Consider the following 19,419-nt stretch of genomic DNA (forward strand, 5'->3'; position numbering starts at 1 on the left):
GTTCTCCGTGGCGGGGTTGTCTTAGATTCTTGTTGGGACTCTGCCTTTGGCTCAAAGAAAACGGGAGATGCGTTGTGCATCCCCCGTTTTTGTTGCGGTTAGTCCAAGTCAATAAACTTAGTGGTCAGTATCTTGCCGTCTTTGACGAGCATTCTGGCCATGGTGGGGCCTCGGCTGCCTCTGGGGTAGCTGGCGCTGCCCGGGTTGAGAACTAAGCAGCGGCCCACTTGGGCTTCTTTGGTTACGTGGGTGTGGCCGTTGATGGCTACGTCTACGGATCCCACCGGAAGGTCTTCGCGGTAGTGGGCTACGGCGAATTTGAGGCCTTCGTAAGTAAAGAGCGCAAGACGGTCTACATCGGGGCCGTAGTCGCGGTAGTAATCGTTGTTGCCCAATACGGCCCGCACAGGGGCGATGGTGCACAGGTGCTCGTAGTCCATCTCTGACGTGAGGTCGCCGGCGTGGATGATCAGGTCTGCGCCCTCAAGCTCATCCAAGAGCGCAGGCGATAAATAGCCGTGGGTGTCCGAGATGATGTCGATACGCTTGGCGCTTGCGCTGTTCATGGGATCCCTTCCGCAAAAAAACGATTCAGCAGATACATACAAAAAGGCCCCACGGCTCCGCAGACGATGGGTCCACAGGGCTGCGGGGCCAGTGTGCTAGAGACTCAGAGCCTTCTTGAGCGGCACGACGCGGCGGCGCGAAACCGGCACGCGTTCGTCGACGCCCGTAATGCCCAGCTGGATGGCGCCCGAGGGCACCGTCTCAACGTCCGTGACGCACGCCAAGTTAACGATATAGCGGCGGTGAACACGGAAGAAGCCAAAGTCGCAGAGCTTGGCCTCAAACTGCGCCAGCGAGGTCGTCGACAAAAAGCGATCATCGACGGTATAGATGCAGGAGTAATCGTCCTTGGCCATGATAAAGCGAATGTCGTCCACGGGAATAAGCACCTTGCGGCCGCCCTTTTCCACCGGGATACGCTCGATGGTCACCTTGCTGTCCGTAACCGGCTTGGCGCGTTGCATGACCTTCTCGATCGCGCGATCCAAGCGAGCTTCCTCGACCGGCTTCATCAGATAATCGACAGCATCCACGTCGAATGCCTCGACCGCATGGTCGCTATACGCAGTCACAAACACGATCGCCGGCGGATTTTTGAGCTTATGCAGCGCCTCGGCAAGTTGCAGGCCCGAGGCACCGGGCATCGAGATATCGAGAAACACGACATCCACGCGACTTTCCATAAGCATCTCGATGGCGGAGCGGACGCTCGACGCCTCCGTGATCGTGCCGATCTTGCCCGTTTGCTCGAGCAGGAAGCGAAGCTCCGAGCGAGCCGGCGCCTCATCATCCACAATCATCGCACGCAGCATAGGGATAAAACCTTTCGTCAACTAACTACGCCGGGCATCCGTCGCATGACGTTGAGCCCGTAGCCTTTTATTTTACTCTTGAATGTCAAAGATGCTCTCTGACAAATCAAGATGAAGAAGCACTTTGGTGCCCTTGCCCGGCGCCGATTTGACACGCGTATAGGAGTGTGGCCCATAAAAGCGATGGATGCGCTCCGAAATATTGTGCATGGCCACACCGGCGCCGCCACCCTGGGGAGAGCTGGCGTCGGGACGGGCAGAGCGCTCGTCAAACAATCTGGCGGCGGTGCCCTCATCCATGCCCACGCCGTTATCAGCAACGGCAATCAAGATTGCATCCTCGCCGTCTTGGTGAACGGTCACGTCGATCCTCAGGGCGCCGTCATCGCCCATACCATGACGCACGGCGTTCTCGACAATCGGCTGGATCACGAACGCCGGCACCAGCGTATCTTCCACGTCCTCGGACACATCGAACGTTGCAAGCACGCGGTCCTCGCCAAAGCGGGCCTTCTCAAAGGTAAGGTAGCGCTTGGTCTGTGCGACCTCGCGCGAGACCGGAATAAGCGATCCCGAGTTGTCGAGCGTGGCGCGATAGAACGATGAGAACTCACGCAGCAGTTCGCGGGCCCGCAACGGGTCGGTGCGCGTAAACGATGCGATAGTGTTGAGCGTGTTGAACAGAAAGTGCGGGTTAATCTGCGCCTGCAGCGCACGCACCTCGGCGCGCGCTGTGAGTTCCTTTTGCACCTCGAGCTCGTGGATGGCGAGCTGCGTGGACAAGATCTCGGCAAAGCCCGAGGCAAGCGCGTACTGGGTACGATCGACGGCGCGCGGGGTCTTGTAGTAGAACTTGAGCGTGCCGACGGTACGATCGCCCACCTTGATGGGGGCGATAATGCCGGCGGGGACTTGGTTGTGCGAGCCGTCCGAGCCCACGACATCCACCATACGGTTGAACGACTGTACGATGCCATGTTCGATAACGTAGCGCGTGGCAAGCGTGTGGATGGGAGAATCTGGCAATAGTTTTTCCTCAAACTCGCCCGCGCAGGCAAGCACGTTGTCCTCGTCGGTAATGGCCACCGTCATGGCGCGCGTCTCGGGCAAAATGCGCTGGCACACCAAACGCGCCGACTCCTGCGTCAGACCGCCCTTAATGTCCTCGAGCATGGCCGAGGCCACCGAGAGCGTTTCCTCGGTGTACTGAGAGCGCACCGAATCGGGATTGAGCGTCAAAAAGATAAAGATGCACAGAAAGATGCACAGCAGCGCACAGGCAATCACCGTGGCGATCGGCTCGATACCGGTCACCAGGGCAAAAATAAAGTACATCAGCACGCAAATGGCGCAGGCAACGGCAATGATGCGAAAGATTGATATTGAACTATCGCGCTGGGCGCGGCGGTCGATCATTCAGTCCCCTCCAGGATGCTGGTCAGTTGTGCGTCACGCCAGAGACCGTCCATAATCTTGGGCCAAAAGCTCTGGAAACGCAGGTAGCTTGCGGCGTTTTGGCGCGCGTAGGTCTTTGCCTCGTCAATACCGTGGCGCCAAATGCGAAGGTAGCCCTCGTGCTCGCGGGTAAACATGCTGCGGACCATAGCGGTCTTGCGCACGCGGTCGTCGAGCTCGCGCGAAATCCACGGGCCCGGGTAGGGCATGAGCGATGCCGCCGTAACGGGAATGAGCTCCTTTTGATGCGCGGCGAATGTCAACTTGGCCCGTTCGTAGTACCAACGGTATACATCCTGCATAAAGCGCGGTGAGCGCTTTTCGGACTCCGGAGGCAGATGGCGCACGGTCCACTCGTTATCGAACCACACGTCGTAGCCAAACATGCGCATGTTAAAGAGGTAATCCAAGTCCTCGCCGCGGGTGATAAACGGGTCAAAGGCCACACGCGTAAAGGCGCGGGCGTGCAGGGCCATCAGGCCGCCGCACACGTAGTTGGAGCGCGAGATGCGGGTGCCCGAGAGCGCCTTTTTCATCCAACGGTTGAACTCGATGCGCTTGGTCCACCAACGATGGCAGATGCCCGCCTTGTCCGTGGGAGCCAACGGCGAGCCGTCGCGATCGTAGAAATAGCCGCTCTTGACCAAGATCGGCAAGCCCTGACGCGTCTGCTGCCCCAACGCATAGGTCGCGCGCTTCATAAAGTCGGCGTCGATGACAGCCTCATCGTCATCCAAAAAGATAACCGCGTCATGCCCCAGCACCGCAGCGCAGGCCAGCCCCATGTTGCGGATGGCACCGTAACCTCGCAGGCTCACGCACTCGCCCGAACCCTTGGGTGCGATCTGAGCAACCCGGTCTGCGATGCGCGAGGCCTGGGTGTTGGTGACAACGGTGACCTTGAGCGTGGGATGCGCGTCGACAATCTCGTGCACGCGCAGCGACACATCGGCTGTGGCAGAAACGGGACAGACCACCAAAAGGATGATGCGCGGGATGTCACGTACCTGCTCAAGCGAGGCCAGGCAGCGGTCGAGTTCGGGATTGTCGGCGTTGAGTCGTGTCGAATGGTCATAGGTGCCAGGAGCGTTTGCGCGAGCGTCATCGCCCGCCCAATATGTTGGAATCACAACCGTGGCGTTCATGCCTCCCCTCCCTGCAACACAAAAACGGGGCGCCGCCAAACACAGGCGACGCCCCGCGACCTAGCTGGTTCCATCATACCCACTTGGGCAAATCATTGCTCGCAAGTCGCAATGTTTATTGCGGATAACCCCAAAAGAGTACCGCGGACAGGTCCAATAGCCGCTCGCTCCTATGCGGTCTGCTCTGCCGCCTGAGTCATGCGGGACAGGCGAACCAGCAGCATAAAGCCAACGATCAGCAGCACGCCAATGGAAAGGACGCCCAGCGACGGGTTGCCGGTCAGCGAGGTGACGACCGACACCAGGAAGGTGCCCATGACGCTTGCATAACGACCAAAGATGTCAAAGAAGCCGTAGTACTCGTTGGACTTTTCCTTGGGGATAATGCGGCCAAAGTAGCTACGGCTGAGCGCTTGCACGCCGCCCTGGAACAGGCCGACCATAATGGCAAGCACCCAGAATTCGAAGGCGGTCTTTAGGAAGAATGCGGCGAACAGCACAATGCCCATGTAGGCGGCGACGGCCACCAGGATCATGTTGAGCGTGCCCACGCGTCCGGCGAGCTTGCCGTAGATGATGGCAGACGGAAAGGCCACAAACTGCGTAACGAGCAGCGCCAGCACCAGCTGGGTCGAGTCGATGCCCAAAGCCGAGCCGTAGCTGGTAGCCATGGAAATGACCGTGTGGACGCCATCGATATAGAAGAAGAACGCGATCATGTAGACCAGCACGGTCTTGTTGTGGGCGATCTCGCGCATGGTGTGTCCGACCTCGGAGAACACACCGCCCACGATGTGGCCGATGGTGTCCTCGGGACCGCGCTCGCGACCGTACTTTTGCTTATAGGTGCGAATGAGCGGCAGGGTAAAGATGAGCCACCAGGCACCAGTGATGATAAACGACAGACGCGTTGCCAGCATGGTGGGGACGCCAAGAGCGGGGCCACCCATGATGAGCGCCAGGCAGATGATGAACGGCACGGTGGAACCGATGTAGCCCCAGGCATAGCCCGAACTGGACACGGCGTCCATGCGCTCGTCGGTGGTAATGTCGGGCAGCATGGCGTCGTAGAACGTCATAGAAGAGTTAAGGCCGATGGTGCACAGCACGTACACGGTCAAAAATGCCATGGCGGACATTGGGATAGCCTGCGCCAGGCAAAGAACCAGGCCCGTGAGGAAGAAGCCCAAGAAGAACTTGATCTTGTTGCCGGCGTAATCGGCAAGCGCGCCCAGAATGGGCATGAGCATGGCAATGACCAGCGAGGCGACCGTCTGAGCGTTGCCCCAAGCGACCACCAGGTCTGCCGAGGAAGCACCAGTATTGATGGCGTTAAAGTAGATGGGCACCACCGAGGTATTGAGCAACACGAGGGCCGAATTGCCCACATCGTACATAACCCAGTTACGCTCGAGCTTGGTGTATTTCATGGACAGGGCCCCTTCGTATTCGCCCGATATGCAGTTAGTTCATCGTACCCCAATTGCACAGAAGCGCTGGTAAGGATTCGGCAAAGGGGCACGCACGGGTCCTACTCCTCGCGGTCGAACTCCTCGTCGGCGTCGAGTACGCGGCCGCTATAGTTGATATGGCCGGTCACGGCATCCATGTCACCGGTCTCGATAAAGCGGGCAACGGTGAGCTCGTAATCGGTCAGCGCGCGCTCAAAGACCTCGGGGAAGCTCTCGGTCGAGACCTCATCGGTAAAGGGGTTCTTCCATGTCAGGTGGCCCAGGTTACCGGTGCGCTCGGGCAGCTCCGTCGTCACGCGATGAGCAAGGCCGTCGAGCAGCGAGTAGTCATGCACCAAGCCCTCAACCAGGGCAATCGCGCGCGTCTTTACCGAGCCGGCCGGCTCAATGGTGCGATAGAGCATCTGCATGTCCGAGACGGCGCCGGCGTACTCCCCCGCCGGGATGTCGATACCGTACACGCGCCCGGCGATGTAGCTCATCAGCACGCCGGCCACGCGATTGATGCGGTCGGTGGTAACGATCTCGCCCGCCGGCGGATAGTCGTCGACCGTGGCGCCGTCGCGCTTGACCTGCAGCATCAGTACGTCCAGGTCGCTCTCGAGCACCGCGTGGACCTGACTGCCCGAATCCTCCAGCTCGGAATCGGATTCGACAATGCCAAACTGCTGCTCGTAGACAAAGGGGTGGGCATTACGGTCGAGCACGTAGTGCGACAGCAGGCCCAGCGCAAAGGCGCGGCCCAAGTTGGCATCGCGCGGGAGCAGATGGGACACGCCGTCGCGCAGGCACGAGAACTGGCGCGACATGCGCGAGCGATGCATGACCTGCGCTAGCAGCGTGCAGTCGGAAACGCGCGGCGTCAGGATGTGGAAGAAAAACGGGTCGGGACCCTGGTTGCCCAGGATAAAAGCGATGCGTTCCTCGTCGGACGTGATAACGCCCTGCGGAAGACGGTCGATGCTTTCCTCGCCAAACAGATGATGCGTAATGAGCGCGGGCATATTGTTCCTTTCGATTTCATTCGATGTCACCCATTATGCCCACCGCACGGTCACGCCAAACCTGCGGTGGCAAACGATGGCGTGCAGACCGCTTACGCAAGCCCCAGATGCGCCTTAACCTCGGCAGCGCGACGACGGGATACAGGCACCGTCGAGGTTACGCGATCGAGCCTGAGCTCCATAAGACCCGTGGAACCGATCTCGACATTATGCACGTCTTCCAAATTGACCAGATAGCTGCGATGAACGCGGATAAAGCCCTCGGAGGCCAGGCGCCGCTCGAGCGAGGAAATCGACTCATTGATCAGGTATGTCCCCTCGGCACAGACCGCATTGCAAAAGTCGGCGCGCGCCTCAAAGTAGCAGACATCCGCCACGGGGATGAACACCTTTTTACCCCCGCGGTCCACCGTCAGGCGAAGGGGCTGGCGCGGGGTATGGACAGCGCGGCGAACACCCAGGGCGGTTTCGATCTTGTCGAGCGCCTTCGACAGGCGCGCGTCCTCGACCGGCTTGACGACATAGTCGACAGCATCGAGGTTATACGCGTCGGCCGCGAACTCTGCAAACGCCGTCACAAACACCACCACCGGCGGCGTCTTTAGGTTCTGCAGCGTCTCGGCAAGCTCAATTCCCGAGCGACCGGGCATGGTAATGTCTAAAAACAGCACGTCGGGCTTGTTCGACAGAATCAACTCCACAGCTTCGGCGACATTGCCCGCCTCGGCAATCTGACCCACACGCGCATCCTGTTCCAACAGATAGCGTAGCTCAGCCCTAATGGGAGGCTCGTCATCAACCACCAGGATGTTCCAGCCTTCGGACATATGCGCTTCCCCTCTTTTTTTCTCAATCCAACCGCATGCTACACCGTTAGCGGCGCCGGCTCATGCGGATCGCCGTTCAACTCAACGATGACCTGCGTTCCCACGCCCTCCTGGGACTTCACGCGCATGCCAGAATCTTCTCCGTAAAAGAAATGGATGCGCTGAAGCACGTTGAAGAGCGCCAGGCCGCAACCTCGCTTGACGGAGCCGTCGGCGGTAATGCTCTCGGGCTCCTCTCGGCGATGCTGCTCAAACAGATGCGCGCAGACTTCTTCGCTCATACCGATGCCGTCATCTTCGACGATGATCTCCAAGCCGTCATCGGTCTCAAAAGCCCTAACACGAATAGAAAGCGGCTCGATCTCGCGCTGTGCGTGCTTGATACAGTTTTCGAGCAACGGCTGCAAGATAAACGGCGGTACCAGGCTGTCGCGCACCTCAAAGTCGATGTCGACCGAAACGCGCAGACGGCCGTCGCCATACCGGGCCTGCATAAGATTGATATAACGAGTGCCCTGTTCCACCTCGTGCTCGAGCGTGGTGAGGGTATCGGAGTCAGAAAGCGTCTGACGATAGTAGTTGGAAAAGTCGATCAGCAACGATCGCGCCTTGTCGGGCTCGGTTCGAACGAGCGACACGATCGTGCTAATGGTATTGAATAAAAAATGCGGATCGACCTGCGACTGCAGGGCGCGAAGCTCAACGCGGGCCGTAAGCTCGTCCTGGCGCTCGAGCTCAAAGCTGGCGAGCTGCGTGGAAATGAGATCGGCAAAGCCCGAGGCCAACGCCGTCTGGCGCATATCGATGCTGCTCAGGCGGGGATAGTACAGCTCGAGCGTACCCACGCAATGCCCGCGTACGGTAAGCGGCGCAACAATGCCGGCACGCAAACGGGGAAAATAGCCGCCCGTCTCATAGGAGGCGTCACGCGAAAATACACTCTGTTCGCCGGACTCGATCACGTTGAGCGTGGTCTTGAGCACGACCGGGGTGCCGGCAGGGCATTTTGCCGAGTCCTCACCCCAGCTTGCCAGCACCTGCTTGCCGTCGGTAAAGCAGATGGCAGAGGCAATGGTCTCGGACAGGATGATCTTGGAGGCGCCCAAGGCCGCTTCGGGCGTAAGGCCGCGCGACGTGTAGGCGAATATTTTTGATGCGATGGCGAGCGTACGGTCGGTTGCGCTCGATGTGAGGTCGTCGGGGACCACAAAGACATACGAGAAAAAGAAGCACAGCATGACCAGGCCGGCAATAACGACAACGCCCGGAACGGGGTTGGGATTATCGGTTAAATCCCAGATAAGCAGCAGGATAAGGGCCGGTACGACAAAACCGAGCAAGATGGCCTGGACCACATGCTGGGCCGTACGAAAGACCTTGGTAGAGTTGTAGCTCTTGCCCAGAATCAGCCTGTTTAAATCCACCGTCATCCCCTTCTTACTGACGCACCCCATAGCAATGGAGAGGGCCGCAAGCGACCCTCTCCATTGCATTATGCAATCAAAAACTGTGTTTTACATCCAGCCATCGACAAACGGTATCTTAGGCGCTGTATTTGTTGGCCTCGCCAAAGGTGCCAGCCTCGACGATCCAGCCGTCCTTCATGATGACGTCCATGTTGTCGGTGTTGAGCACGTGGATGTCGGCGGCGACGTCACCGTTGACGACCAGCAGGTCGGCGCACTTACCGACCTCGATAGAACCGGTCTCGTCCTCGATGTGGCACATCTTGGCACCGTTGAGGGTAGCGCAGGTGATGGTCTCGACCGGGGTGAAGCCGATCTTGTCGACGAACTCGTACATCTCCTCGATGGAGCAGGTGCCGTACGGGGTGACGAAGGAGAAGGAGTCGGAGCCGATCGTCATGACGACGCCGCGCTTCTTGGCCTCGCGCAGGCAGTCGTAGTTGCGCTGCAGCTCCTTCTCGACCAGGGTGCCCTCGTACTTGTCGTGCAGCTCGGGGACGTAGACGGGCGGATAGGTGGCGTACCAGGTGGGCAGGAAGGCGATCGTCGGCGTGAAGAAGGTGCCCTGCTCGGCCATGAGGTCCATGGTGCGCTCATCGATATCGAAGCCGTGAATCAGCTGCTCGCAGCCAAAGCGGACGGAATCGTAGGCAGCGGCGTGGTTGTTGTAGCAGTGGCTCCACACGGGGATGCCGACCAACTTGGCCTCTTCGATCACGGCCTGGATCTCCTCGGAGCAATAGTGCTGGTCGCGACCGGAGTCCCAGCGCCAGATGCCGCCACCGGTAGCCCAGATCTTGATGGCATCGGGGTTCTCGCGCAGGCGACGACGGACGGCCTTGCGCAGATCCCAAGGACCGTCGACCTGATCGCCCCAGGGGTGCGATTCCTTGTTGAGCTCCTGGCTGCAGTGGTGGGAGTCACCGTGACCGGCAACACGGCAGAAGCCCAGGCCGGTGGCCAGAACGCGCGGCCCCTTAAAGACGCCCTTGTCGATGCAGTCACGGATCTGGATACCAAAGCGGCCGATCTCGCAGACGGTGGTGAGGCCGTGGGTGAGGCAGTCGTAGGCCTGCTTGACGGCAACGGCCTGCTTCTCGAGGAGCGGCTGCATGACCCAATCGGTGTCATCGTCGGTCAGGTTGCCCGAGAAGTGCAGGTGGGTGTCGATCAGGCCGGGAAGGACGGTCTTGCCGGCGGCGTCGATAACCTCAACGCCCTCGGGAAGGTCCTGCATAGTGCCGGCGTACTCGATCTTGCCGTTGTCGTCGACGAGAACGAGGGAGTTCTCGACCGGCTCGGCACCGGTACCGTCGATGAGCTTGCCGCCAACGATTGCATACTTAGTGGACATGGTTCCTCCTTATGGATCCATATAGTGGGCGAGGCCGTGTTGGGTTAAGGCCTCACAAAACTACCCAAGTGGTGCCGGGTTCGGTGCGCGGAAGAGAGGATCCCGCGCACCCGATCCGCCCCGGCTAGGCGCTACTTTTTGCGGGAATTGGTAAAGGCCATAAGAGCCAGGCCAATGGCCAGCCAGCCGATCACGATGCTCCACTCCACCATGTTGAGGGAGGCGGGAGAGAACGGAATCACGAGCAGCCCGATGATGACGGCGCAGGCAGCGACAGCGAGGCAGATGCCAAACTTGCCGCCGGGCACCTCGTAGGGACGAGGCAGGTCGGGCTCGGTGAAGCGCATGCGCAGGCAGGCGAGGGCGACCATGCCGCAGGAGAAGATGAAGGCGAGGGCCGACACGTTGGTCAGAGGAATGAGCATGTTCTTGCCCAGGAACGGACCGATGACGGTGATGACGCCCAGGACGACGCAGGCGAGCTTGGGAGCGCCGGACTTGGGATCGACCTCGGCGAACTTCTCGGGCAGCTGGCCCTTGCGGCCCATGGCGAGCATGATGCGGCTCGTGGCGCCGTAGAAGGAGTTCATCGGGCCCATGGGTCCAAGCGTGGCGATGACGAGCATGGCCAGGTACAGGAGCATGTTGATGCCCTTGAGGCAGGCAAGCGCGGGAACCGGGCTCTTAACAAACTCATGCCAGTCGAGGATGGTGCCGAACGAGTAGATGCAGACCATGTAGAAGCCGCCTGCGGCCAGCAGGGCTAGGGAGATGATCTTGCCGAACTTGTTCCAGTTGAGGCCCTCGGCTGCTTCCTCAGCCTGCTGAGGAATGGTGTCGAAACCGGCGTAGAAGAACGGGGTCAGAACCAGGACCGACACGATGCCGGCGAACAGGCTGGTGCCCTCGGTAGCGGGCTTGCCGCCACCAGCGCCGGTGACCTGGGAGAACACGGGCATGGCGTGTTCCGGCGAACCGGTGAACAGCGAGACGCCCATGGCGAGCAGCATGCCGCAGAGCAGGGCCTTGGTCAGGAAGGCCTGGAGCTTGGCGGCCGAGCTGGCACCGCGGAAGTTGAGGAAGATGACGTAGACTGCAAAGCCGAGCGCGATCAGCGTCGGGAACAGGTAAACGTCGGCGCCCAGGATGGTATAGAGCTTGACGGCACGCAGCCACTCAAGACCGGGCAGGCTGCCGAACATCTCGGACACGAGGGTCGAGATAGCGATTGCCTCCCACGGGCACAGGATGCCATTGCCCAGGGCCAGGAGCCAACCGGTGATATAGCTCAGCGTACGGCCAAAGCTACGATCGACATACTCGACGATGCCGCCCGAGATGGGGATAGCAGCCGTGAGCTCACCGAAAACAGCTCCGACGGGCACGAGAAAGATTGCACCCAAGAGGAATGCGATCATAGCGGGAACGGGACCGCCGCCCACGACCATCCAGTCGCCGACCTGCAGAACCCAGCCAGTTCCGATGATGGCACCGAAACCGATGGTGAAGAAGTTCCAGAGCGAAAGCGTTTTCTTCATGCCGCCGTTACCTTCGACTGCAACTTCTGCGTTCTTGTCCGCCATTGTTCCCCTCCTTTCCTTATTGACGCCTCTTTGGCGTCACCCCTTGCGCGGTCTGTTTTGCCGCGCGCTTTTATTTCGTGACTTTACAATACGGCCTTGGCACAGCAGCGCCGCTTGTGGCTCGACCGAAGGCAGAACTGCAAAACGAGCGGCGCCGTTTTTGGGACGAACGGCACGGTTTGCCGCTCATTGTTGTCGCCCGTCCGACGGGCGTACGCTCATCGGACGCATATAGAGATGTTTTTGAGGCCGTGTGTTTTGCGCCTTTCGTACCGTTTACCGAGCTTTTGACGCGCGGACCCATTTGTTGCACATCTTTTTTGTAGGATAGACAGGTTATACATGAGACAAGGCGGTACGAATGGCATACGGATACAACGACGGTGATCAACGGCGACAAAGCGTTCGCCTTGCTGGCCGCACCACGCCGACGCCCAGAAGTGCCACGAGCAGCAATCCGCAACGCCCTCAAGAGCAACCCAGGCCTTCGTCTCGGCAGCAGACAAACAGAACACGGCAGAGTGGCCGTCCGAGCACGGGCACAAGCGCACAGCAAGATAGCCGCTTGGGCGCGCGCACTCGACAGCGCCAAGCCGAGGTTCCGCAACTGCGCCGCAACGGCGCACGTCAGCCCGGCAGCCATATCAACCGCTTCTTTTCGCATCCCCAAGGCGGACGCGACGGCAAGCCCTACCGCTCGACATCGTACGTGAATGCCCCCGCCCTGCCGGCTCGTCGGCTTTGCCTCGCACTGTGCTCTATCCTCATCTGTCTGGTCTTTGTGCTTATGAGCTCCTGTATGTCCCACGGCTCGGCCGGTCTCGAGCCCACCGCCGAGGACAAGCTGCTCAAGGCCCCCGTCGCGCCCGGTTATTCTTTCGCCTTTTCGACCCCGCGCTCGCAATGGCAAGCCGGCACGATGCCCCATATCTATCAGATCGACCCTGCATGGTCGGAGCTGCCTTACGCCGGCGGTACCATCCGCCAAAATGCTTGCGGGCCTACGTGCCTCACCATGGTCTATATCTTTAAGACGGGACGCACCGATATGACTCCCGTCGATATGTGCGCGCTTTCCGAGGCAGGCAACTATGCCCCCACCGGCGCCACCGAATGGTCATTTATGACGCGCGGCGCATGGCAGCTGGGCCTTAACGCAACGGAGCTCCATATCGATCGCAGCTCTATCACCCAGGCGCTGCGCTCGGGTGCGCCCATTATCGCATCGGTTCGTCCCGGCACCTTTACCAGTGTTGGACACTATATCGTGCTCTGGGGCATCGACGATGCCGATCAAGTGGGAGTCTACGACCCCAACTCGGCCAGCCGCAGCGCCCGTCGCTGGGGTGTCGTAGAAGTCCTCAACGAAATCGAAGCCATGTGGGCCTACTACTAGTCATTGGGCACTCATTGCACTCATTGGGGACAGACTTAAATGAGTAGCCCCAGGCTGCCAGGAACTGCCGACACGGAAAGCGCATCCCATTTTGGAGCTCAATAGCGGGATGCACTTTCCGTTAGCGGCCCGTTTGGGAAACTACGTTCCACTTTCCGGCAACATTCCGGGATGCATTTTCCGGTTGAGGCCCTCAAGGGAAACTATGTCCCATGTTGGACGCTCATTCTGGGATGCGCTTTCCGCAGTTGATTGATGCGGGCTTTAAGGACTGTTCCAAGCTGCCAGCAGAAAAGGAACGTCCCCAAGTGCCGGGTTTCCGCAGTCATTGGGGACAGACTTAAATGACTAGTCTTTTAAGAACGTCCCCAATGACTACCCACAGAATGAGGGTCTCATCGGGGACTAGGTAAATAACAAAAGCCCCCGCGGCCGAAACGGGCCACGGGGGCAGCAGGCTTGCAAGGGTTAACTCAAGTCCTCGCCATTTGATGCAATGACCTTTTGATACCAGCAGAAGCTGTCCTTTCGGTAGCGATCGAACGTGCCTTTGCCCGTATCATCGGCATCAACATAAACAAAGCCATAGCGCTTCTTCATCTGCCCCGTCGAGGCAGACACCAAATCGATACAGCCCCACGGCGTGTATCCCATCAGGTCAACACCGTCCTCGACAATTGCATCGCGCAGCGCAAGAATATGCCTGCGCAGGTAATCAATATGATATGCATCGTGGACTTTGCCGTCTTCCAGCGCATCGAGTCCGCCCACACCGTTCTCGGCGATAAAGAGCGGAAGATGGTAACGATCGTGGTAGCCGGCAAGCGTCACGCGCAAACCCAGCGCATCGATCTGCCATTTCCAGGCAGTCTCTTTATCCTTGAGGTACGGATTGCGCAGCGTCGGGAACACGTTGCCCTCCGCCTTCTCAGCGATCACCTGGTCATCGGCGCACACCAAGCGCGAGCAATAGTACGAGAACGAAATGAAGTCGACGGTATGCTCGGCCAGATACTCCGTATCGCCCGGCTCAAAGGGCACGTGAACACCCTCTTTCTCGAGCGCACGCAGCTTCCAAGTAGGATAGGCGCCCGCAGCCATCACGTCAGTGTAGAAGTAGCGGCCGCGGTCCTCCTCATACGCAAGCCATACGTCCTCGGGCGCACAACGGTACGGATAGGTCGCACCGGCAGCGATCATGCAACCCACCTTGTTTGCGGGATCGATCTTGTGCAGGATCTCGACAGCGCGAGCGCTCGCCATAAACATATGGTGCGAGAACGCCGCGGTCACGGCTGCACGGTCACGCTCATCCTCGAGCGTGACGCCCGCGTTGATATAGGACAGCGCCACGCTGTTGATCTCGTTGAAGGTGAGCCAATAACGCACGAGGCCCTGGTACGCACGTCCGACGGTCTCGACGTAGTGCGCATACCGCTCGATCATCTCTCGGCTTTGCCATCCACCATAACGCTCGACCAGAGCCAACGGATAGTCGTAGTGCGACAGCGTCACGAGCGGCTCGATTCCGTGCTCGCGCAGCGCCTCGAATACCTGACGGTAAAACTCCAAGCCCTCACCGTTGGGCTCGGCCTCCATCCCTGTGGGAAAAATACGGCTCCAACAAATTGAAAGACGCAGGCACTTAAAGCCCATCTCGGCAAAGAGCTCGACGTCCTCGCGCCAATGATGGAAGAAGTCGTTGCCCCAACGGCATGGATACAGCCTGTCCGGATCATCCACGGGCTTTTGCCTGCCAAACATCACATCCCAGCGGTCGGGACCCTGTGGAATCAGGTCGGAGTGCGACATACCGCGGCCGCCCTCGTTCCAGCCCCCTTCGGCCTGGTTGGCAGCGAGCGCGCCGCCCCACAAAAAGCCCTCGGGCATACCGGCAGCAGACGTTCTGTCAAAGTAACCCATGCTACTCAGTATCCTTGGCAGAAGCTGCCGCGGCGTTCTCCTGCTCCTGCGCCAGGAGCTGGTTGTCGTACACCTTAAAGAACGGGTACCAGACCACAGCCATGACCACGATCAAAACGATCGTAAATACCCAGATACGCGGGTCGAGGCACTGGATAAAGCCCTGAACGAAGATGGGGAACGTGCCGCTCACCAAGATGTAGAAGTTAGAGACAAGACCCAGTGAGATTGCACCCCAATACAGCAGGGCCGAAATCATACCGCCCAGCACAAACGGAATCATGAGGATCGGGTTGAAGATGATGGGTGCGCCAAAGATCGCGGGCTCGGAGATACGGAAGAAGCTCGGCACGATCGATGCCTTGCCAAATGCCTTGAGCTGCTGCGACTTTGCCTTAAACGCGCAGAGCGCCACAAAAGAGAACGTATTGCCCGTGCCGCCGATGAGGTTGATGACCATCGACATGAGTACCGGGTGGAACTCAAGCGGCTGCCCAGCAGCGTAGAGCGAGGCGTTGGCAGCAAAGGCGGCAAGCGTGACCGGGGCGGTGATGGGCATCACGATCATGTTGCCGTGGACGCCAAAGCACCAAAACAGCAGCGTCATGAAGCAGATAAGCAGTGCGCCGGGCACAGAGTCAACTGCGACGGAAAGCGGGGCAGCGAGCAGCTTCTCGATAACCGAGGGGATGGACAGCGTGGGATCGATCATCTGGATCAGCAGGTTGCCACCAAAGAAGATGAGGATGTTGACGAGCATAGGCACGATGGCGCCAAAGGTTTCGGACAAAAACGGCGGCACGCCATCGGGCATCTTGATGGTGATGCCCTTGGTCTGGCAGAAGCGCGTGACCTCGACGGAGACCAGGGCAACGATGATGGCGGTAAACAGGCCCTGCGCACCCAGATAGGTGCAGGGGACCGCCTGGAGCACGGACTCATCAGCAAGCTGGTAGTAGGACGACGGCGCCGCGGCGATCAGGAACATCACCAGCGAGGTCATACCGGCGTTAAGCTTGGGCATCTTGTAGGTGCCCGCCAGGTTATAGGCGATTGCGAACGTCACGATCACCGACAGTATGCCCATCGTCATGTTGAACGGGATGAGCAGCGTGAGCTTATTGGCCGTGGCAAAATCGAGCCAAGGGCCAAAGACGGACCAGAACCCGCCCTGCGCCACCAGGTCGGCCGTGACCGGCGGGTTGGCGATGATCATAAAGACGGCAGAGACCAAGATGAAGCTGATCGCGCTCATAAAGCCCTTTTGCATGGAGGCAAAGTGACGCTCGGTGCCGCAGAAATTGGCAATAGGGGTCAGTTTTTCCTGAAGCAGGGTCATGAACTTTTCCATGGTCGCCTCCTAGCCCAACAGCGACTGGGCGAGTGCCAGCACGTTGGCGGCGTTGCCCATGCCGTAGTCCTGTGCGGGGATGACCGCGGTCGGCTTACCGCTCCCCTGCTTGACGGTGTTGAGCTGGTAGGACACCTGCGGCCCCAAGAGCAGCACGTCATAATCGGCGCAGGTCTCCTGATACTCGCCGATACCCACCGCATCGATATCGAGCTCGATGCCGTTTTGCTCCGCGTATTTCTCGAGTTTCTTCATCAGAATGCTTGTAGACAGGCCAGCTGCGCAAACAAGAAGGATCTTCATAAGGGATTCCCTTCGCATTGATTGGTTGGATAGTCGCCGCACGCCGTTAGGCGTTCTTGGCTGCAGTGCGCTCATACAGGCAGATCAGCTCCTGCACGAGCTCCTGAGCAAGCATGGAGCACATGAGGTGGTCCTGAGCATGGACCAGCAACACATCCACCGACAGATGCTCGCCCGCCGCCTCGGTCGAAAGCAGCTGCGTTTGGATGTGGTGAGCCTTGATTCCCGCATCCTTTGACTGCTTCATGAGTTTGGTGGCAGCGTCAAAATCCCCCGCCTTTGCCTTTTCAAGGGCTTCGAAGGCAAGGCTGCGTGCCTCTCCCGCTGCAGCGACCAGCTGAAACGAAACCATCTCGGTTCCCTGATCGTCCATAACGGTCTCCTCTCCCGTGATGTCTGGTTTGTACTTGAATATTCGAAACACCTATCTCCCGCCCGCAATCCTCGAGGTTTATTGCAGGTAGACTGACAGCGTCATCGACAAAAGAAGTCTTAAGCCGTATGCGCTTGCACAAGCGCCATCAGCTCATGCCAGGACCGGCGCTCGCGTAAGCGCTCGACCCCCTGGCGGTCCATAAAGATCTCAGCGAGCAGCGAGCTCAAGATCCGCGCCTCATCGCCGCCCGACCGGGCAAACGACACCATAAAGACGATATCGACCTCATGGCCGTATTCGTCCCAAAGAATGGGATGTTCGAGCAGGCCCACGGTAACAAAGGCCTCGGCGCTCAAAGGATGCATCCCATGGGGCATGGCCACCCCATTGCCAAACGAGGTGGCACTCGCGCTCTCGCGCTCGGCAACCTCTTGGGCAAACTGGGCATCGACACGGCCGCTCTCGACGGCGCGCTCGGAGAGATATCGGAGAACGGCCTGCTTCGACGACGCCTCAACGCGGTTGAAGAACAGGGCACGGCTAAAGAAAGCGCTCAGGGAGTCCGATTGCGCAGCGTCATCACTCAGCACCTTGCGGATAGCGTTGACATCGCTCGTCTCCAAGAAGAAATCGGCCTCGCGGACGGGCACAGGCAACTTGACGTTGAGCGGCACCGTTGTGAACACGTAGTCGATGTGCGAAAAGTCGAGCGTTCCCACGCGGGCGACGTCGCATGTCTCAATCGACTCGATATACATACCAAACTGCTTGCGGTACTGGTGCTCGAGCATACGGGCGCTTCCCGCTCCCGAGGCGCACACGATCAGGATGCGTTTGCGACGCGGCTGGTCGGCTTGCTGCTCGAGGGCCAGGGCAAATGCCATGGCGATGTAGCCGAGCTCCTCATCAGAGGGCTGGCTGCCAAAATGACGCTCGAGTACCTGCGAGGTGCCGGCCGCCATCGAATAGGCCAACGGAAACCTCGTCTTGATATCGGGCAGCATGGGGTTATCCATATGCATGTGATATTCAAGGCGATAACCCAGAGGGCCAATATGCCGAGCAAGGTTCATGCGAAGTTCAAGATCGCTGCTAAAGTCAAACCTAAACTCATCGTTGACCGCACGTACCATCTCGGAAGCAATCTCCCACATCTCGTCCGAGATAACGGCAGAGCCCTTCTCGGGCACGCCCGTGCCCCTGCCGAGCAAATGGATTGCGATAAAGGCAACCTCTTCTCGGGGCATGCTCACGCCCAGGGCATCCTTGATGTTTGCGGCAATCTGGAAAGCCGCGGCGTATTCGCGCGTTCCCTCCAGTTTTTGAACGTCCGATTCTGCAGCTGGGACATAGCAGCCCTGCTCGATGCGGCCAAGAGCGATGTAAAGATGCATGATGAGATTGCGGGATGCCAGCGAGCTCACCGTGACGGGCGAGGCCGTCAGGGCATCGTCCACACATGCGGCGATGGCCCGCAGGTGCTCGGCGAGCTTTGCATCGTCGGTGTCGGGCAACACGGGCCTCACCAGCGAGGCCAGGCACAGGCGCCGTTGCGACTCCCCGCCCGCAACGCGGATTCCGTAGCGTGGGCGCTTTTCAAGCGCTAAGTCAAATTGGGCGAGTTTCTGCTCTACCAGACGCATGTCATTGGACAGAGTCCGCGCCGAAACGTAGAGTAAATCCGCATACTCCTCAATCGTCACCCACTGGGACCGCATTAGGAGGTCGTTAAGAAGGAAGGACACACGGCCGTCGCGCGTATCAGGAATGCCCGGATGGGCCAGAGCCGCACCGTCTAGCAAGCGAGCAAGCTCATCTGCACGTGCAACATCGATACGATACTGCCCCTTGCTGCCAACGATGCGTGCAACCCCTGCAAGGTTGTCGTTTGCGCGATGGATATAGTTTCTCACGGCGCGCTCGCTTACCTCGAGACGCTTGGCAAGTACCGCGACAGCGACAGGCTGAGCGTCCTCGATCATATTTACAAGCTGCTTGACGCGAGCATCCATGTCCTCCTCCTTTCCCTGCGTCTAGTCTAACGCGGTAAAGAATGACACTCCACGTCGCGCTCGTTCCGCCAACCCGGAACAGGTTGCGGGGAGTTCAGCTGAGCTATGGAGAGCCTGGGGAAAGGGCCCGAAGGCAATGCGTCGGTGTGGGATGCGCCTTCCCAGCCATTGTGCAGTCATTGGGGACAGACTTAAATGAGTAGTCATTGGGGACGTTCTTGTTTGACTAGTCGTTTAAGAACGTCCCCAATGACTATTAAGGACTGTCCCAAGCTGCCGGCAGGAAAGGACCGTCCCCAAGTGCCGGGTTTGTCCCCAATGACTAGGTGAATAGCAAAAGCCCCGCAGCCGGAGCGGACTGCGGGGCTCATGA

16 protein-coding genes are annotated in these 19,419 nt (G+C 59.2%); 1 reads left to right on the forward strand and 15 read right to left on the reverse strand.

What is annotated here, in order from left to right; genetic code table 11:
- Positions 1–98 precede the first annotated feature (98 nt).
- From DXD56_RS09185 to DXD56_RS09230, 10 genes are all read right to left on the reverse strand, one after another.
- Positions 99–566: a YfcE family phosphodiesterase gene (locus tag DXD56_RS09185; protein ID WP_117640999.1), complete on the reverse strand. Its 468-nt coding sequence runs from the start codon at positions 564–566 to the stop codon at positions 99–101.
- Positions 567–662: 96 nt separating this feature from the next.
- The gene (locus tag DXD56_RS09190) at positions 663–1,379 is read right to left on the reverse strand and encodes a LytTR family DNA-binding domain-containing protein (RefSeq protein ID WP_006235156.1); all 717 of its coding nucleotides are present in this window, start codon (positions 1,377–1,379) and stop codon (positions 663–665) included.
- 72 nt (positions 1,380–1,451) lie between these two features.
- Positions 1,452–2,795: a histidine kinase gene (locus DXD56_RS09195; protein WP_117641000.1), complete on the reverse strand. Its 1,344-nt coding sequence runs from the start codon at positions 2,793–2,795 to the stop codon at positions 1,452–1,454.
- Positions 2,792–3,979 (reverse strand): glycosyltransferase, encoded by a 1,188-nt coding sequence (locus tag DXD56_RS09200; protein ID WP_117641001.1) that lies wholly within the window; start codon positions 3,977–3,979, stop codon positions 2,792–2,794. Before DXD56_RS09200 ends, DXD56_RS09195 begins: the two co-directional genes overlap by 4 nt.
- Positions 3,980–4,149: 170 nt before the next feature.
- Positions 4,150–5,409: an MFS transporter gene (locus DXD56_RS09205; RefSeq protein ID WP_117641002.1), complete on the reverse strand. Its 1,260-nt coding sequence runs from the start codon at positions 5,407–5,409 to the stop codon at positions 4,150–4,152.
- 101 nt (positions 5,410–5,510) lie between these two features.
- Positions 5,511–6,455: a zinc dependent phospholipase C family protein gene (locus DXD56_RS09210; RefSeq protein WP_117641003.1), complete on the reverse strand. Its 945-nt coding sequence runs from the start codon at positions 6,453–6,455 to the stop codon at positions 5,511–5,513.
- Positions 6,456–6,547: 92 nt separating this feature from the next.
- Positions 6,548–7,282 (reverse strand): LytTR family DNA-binding domain-containing protein, encoded by a 735-nt coding sequence (locus tag DXD56_RS09215; protein WP_117641004.1) that lies wholly within the window; start codon positions 7,280–7,282, stop codon positions 6,548–6,550.
- Between the two features lie 38 nt (positions 7,283–7,320).
- Positions 7,321–8,712, reverse strand: coding sequence for a sensor histidine kinase (locus tag DXD56_RS09220; RefSeq protein WP_233505691.1), 1,392 nt, complete (start codon positions 8,710–8,712; stop codon positions 7,321–7,323).
- Between the two features lie 112 nt (positions 8,713–8,824).
- On the reverse strand, positions 8,825–10,102 hold the full coding sequence (locus DXD56_RS09225; RefSeq protein ID WP_117629719.1) for an amidohydrolase family protein: 1,278 nt from the start codon (positions 10,100–10,102) through the stop codon (positions 8,825–8,827).
- A 131-nt stretch (positions 10,103–10,233) separates the two neighbouring features.
- Positions 10,234–11,685 carry an APC family permease gene (locus DXD56_RS09230; protein WP_117629718.1) on the reverse strand — a complete coding sequence of 484 codons (1,452 nt, stop codon included), beginning with the start codon at positions 11,683–11,685 and terminating at the stop codon, positions 10,234–10,236.
- A gap of 565 nt (positions 11,686–12,250) precedes the next feature.
- On the opposite strand from DXD56_RS09230, the gene DXD56_RS10225 reads away from it, so the two are divergent.
- Positions 12,251–13,081 (forward strand): C39 family peptidase, encoded by an 831-nt coding sequence (locus tag DXD56_RS10225; protein ID WP_233505690.1) that lies wholly within the window; start codon positions 12,251–12,253, stop codon positions 13,079–13,081.
- 468 nt (positions 13,082–13,549) lie between these two features.
- Here the strand turns inward: DXD56_RS10225 and DXD56_RS09240 are convergent, their stop codons facing one another.
- The 5 genes from DXD56_RS09240 to DXD56_RS09260 all read right to left on the reverse strand — a co-directional run bounded on the left by DXD56_RS09240 (position 13,550) and on the right by DXD56_RS09260 (position 19,046).
- Complete coding sequence (locus tag DXD56_RS09240) at positions 13,550–15,004, reverse strand: family 1 glycosylhydrolase (protein WP_117565031.1); 1,455 nt, start codon at positions 15,002–15,004, stop codon at positions 13,550–13,552.
- Between the two features lies 1 nt (position 15,005).
- The gene (locus DXD56_RS09245; protein WP_117565032.1) at positions 15,006–16,355 is read right to left on the reverse strand and encodes a PTS sugar transporter subunit IIC; all 1,350 of its coding nucleotides are present in this window, start codon (positions 16,353–16,355) and stop codon (positions 15,006–15,008) included.
- A gap of 9 nt (positions 16,356–16,364) precedes the next feature.
- Positions 16,365–16,658 (reverse strand): PTS sugar transporter subunit IIB, encoded by a 294-nt coding sequence (locus DXD56_RS09250; protein ID WP_117565033.1) that lies wholly within the window; start codon positions 16,656–16,658, stop codon positions 16,365–16,367.
- Positions 16,659–16,704: 46 nt separating this feature from the next.
- The gene (locus DXD56_RS09255; protein ID WP_117629717.1) at positions 16,705–17,031 is read right to left on the reverse strand and encodes a PTS lactose/cellobiose transporter subunit IIA; all 327 of its coding nucleotides are present in this window, start codon (positions 17,029–17,031) and stop codon (positions 16,705–16,707) included.
- A 119-nt stretch (positions 17,032–17,150) separates the two neighbouring features.
- A complete protein-coding gene (locus DXD56_RS09260) occupies positions 17,151–19,046 on the reverse strand; it encodes a BglG family transcription antiterminator (protein WP_117641005.1) in 1,896 nt (631 codons plus the stop codon).
- Positions 19,047–19,419 lie beyond the last annotated feature (373 nt).

Source organism: Collinsella sp. TM06-3 (assembly GCF_003436395.1).
GTDB lineage: Bacteria > Actinomycetota > Coriobacteriia > Coriobacteriales > Coriobacteriaceae > Collinsella.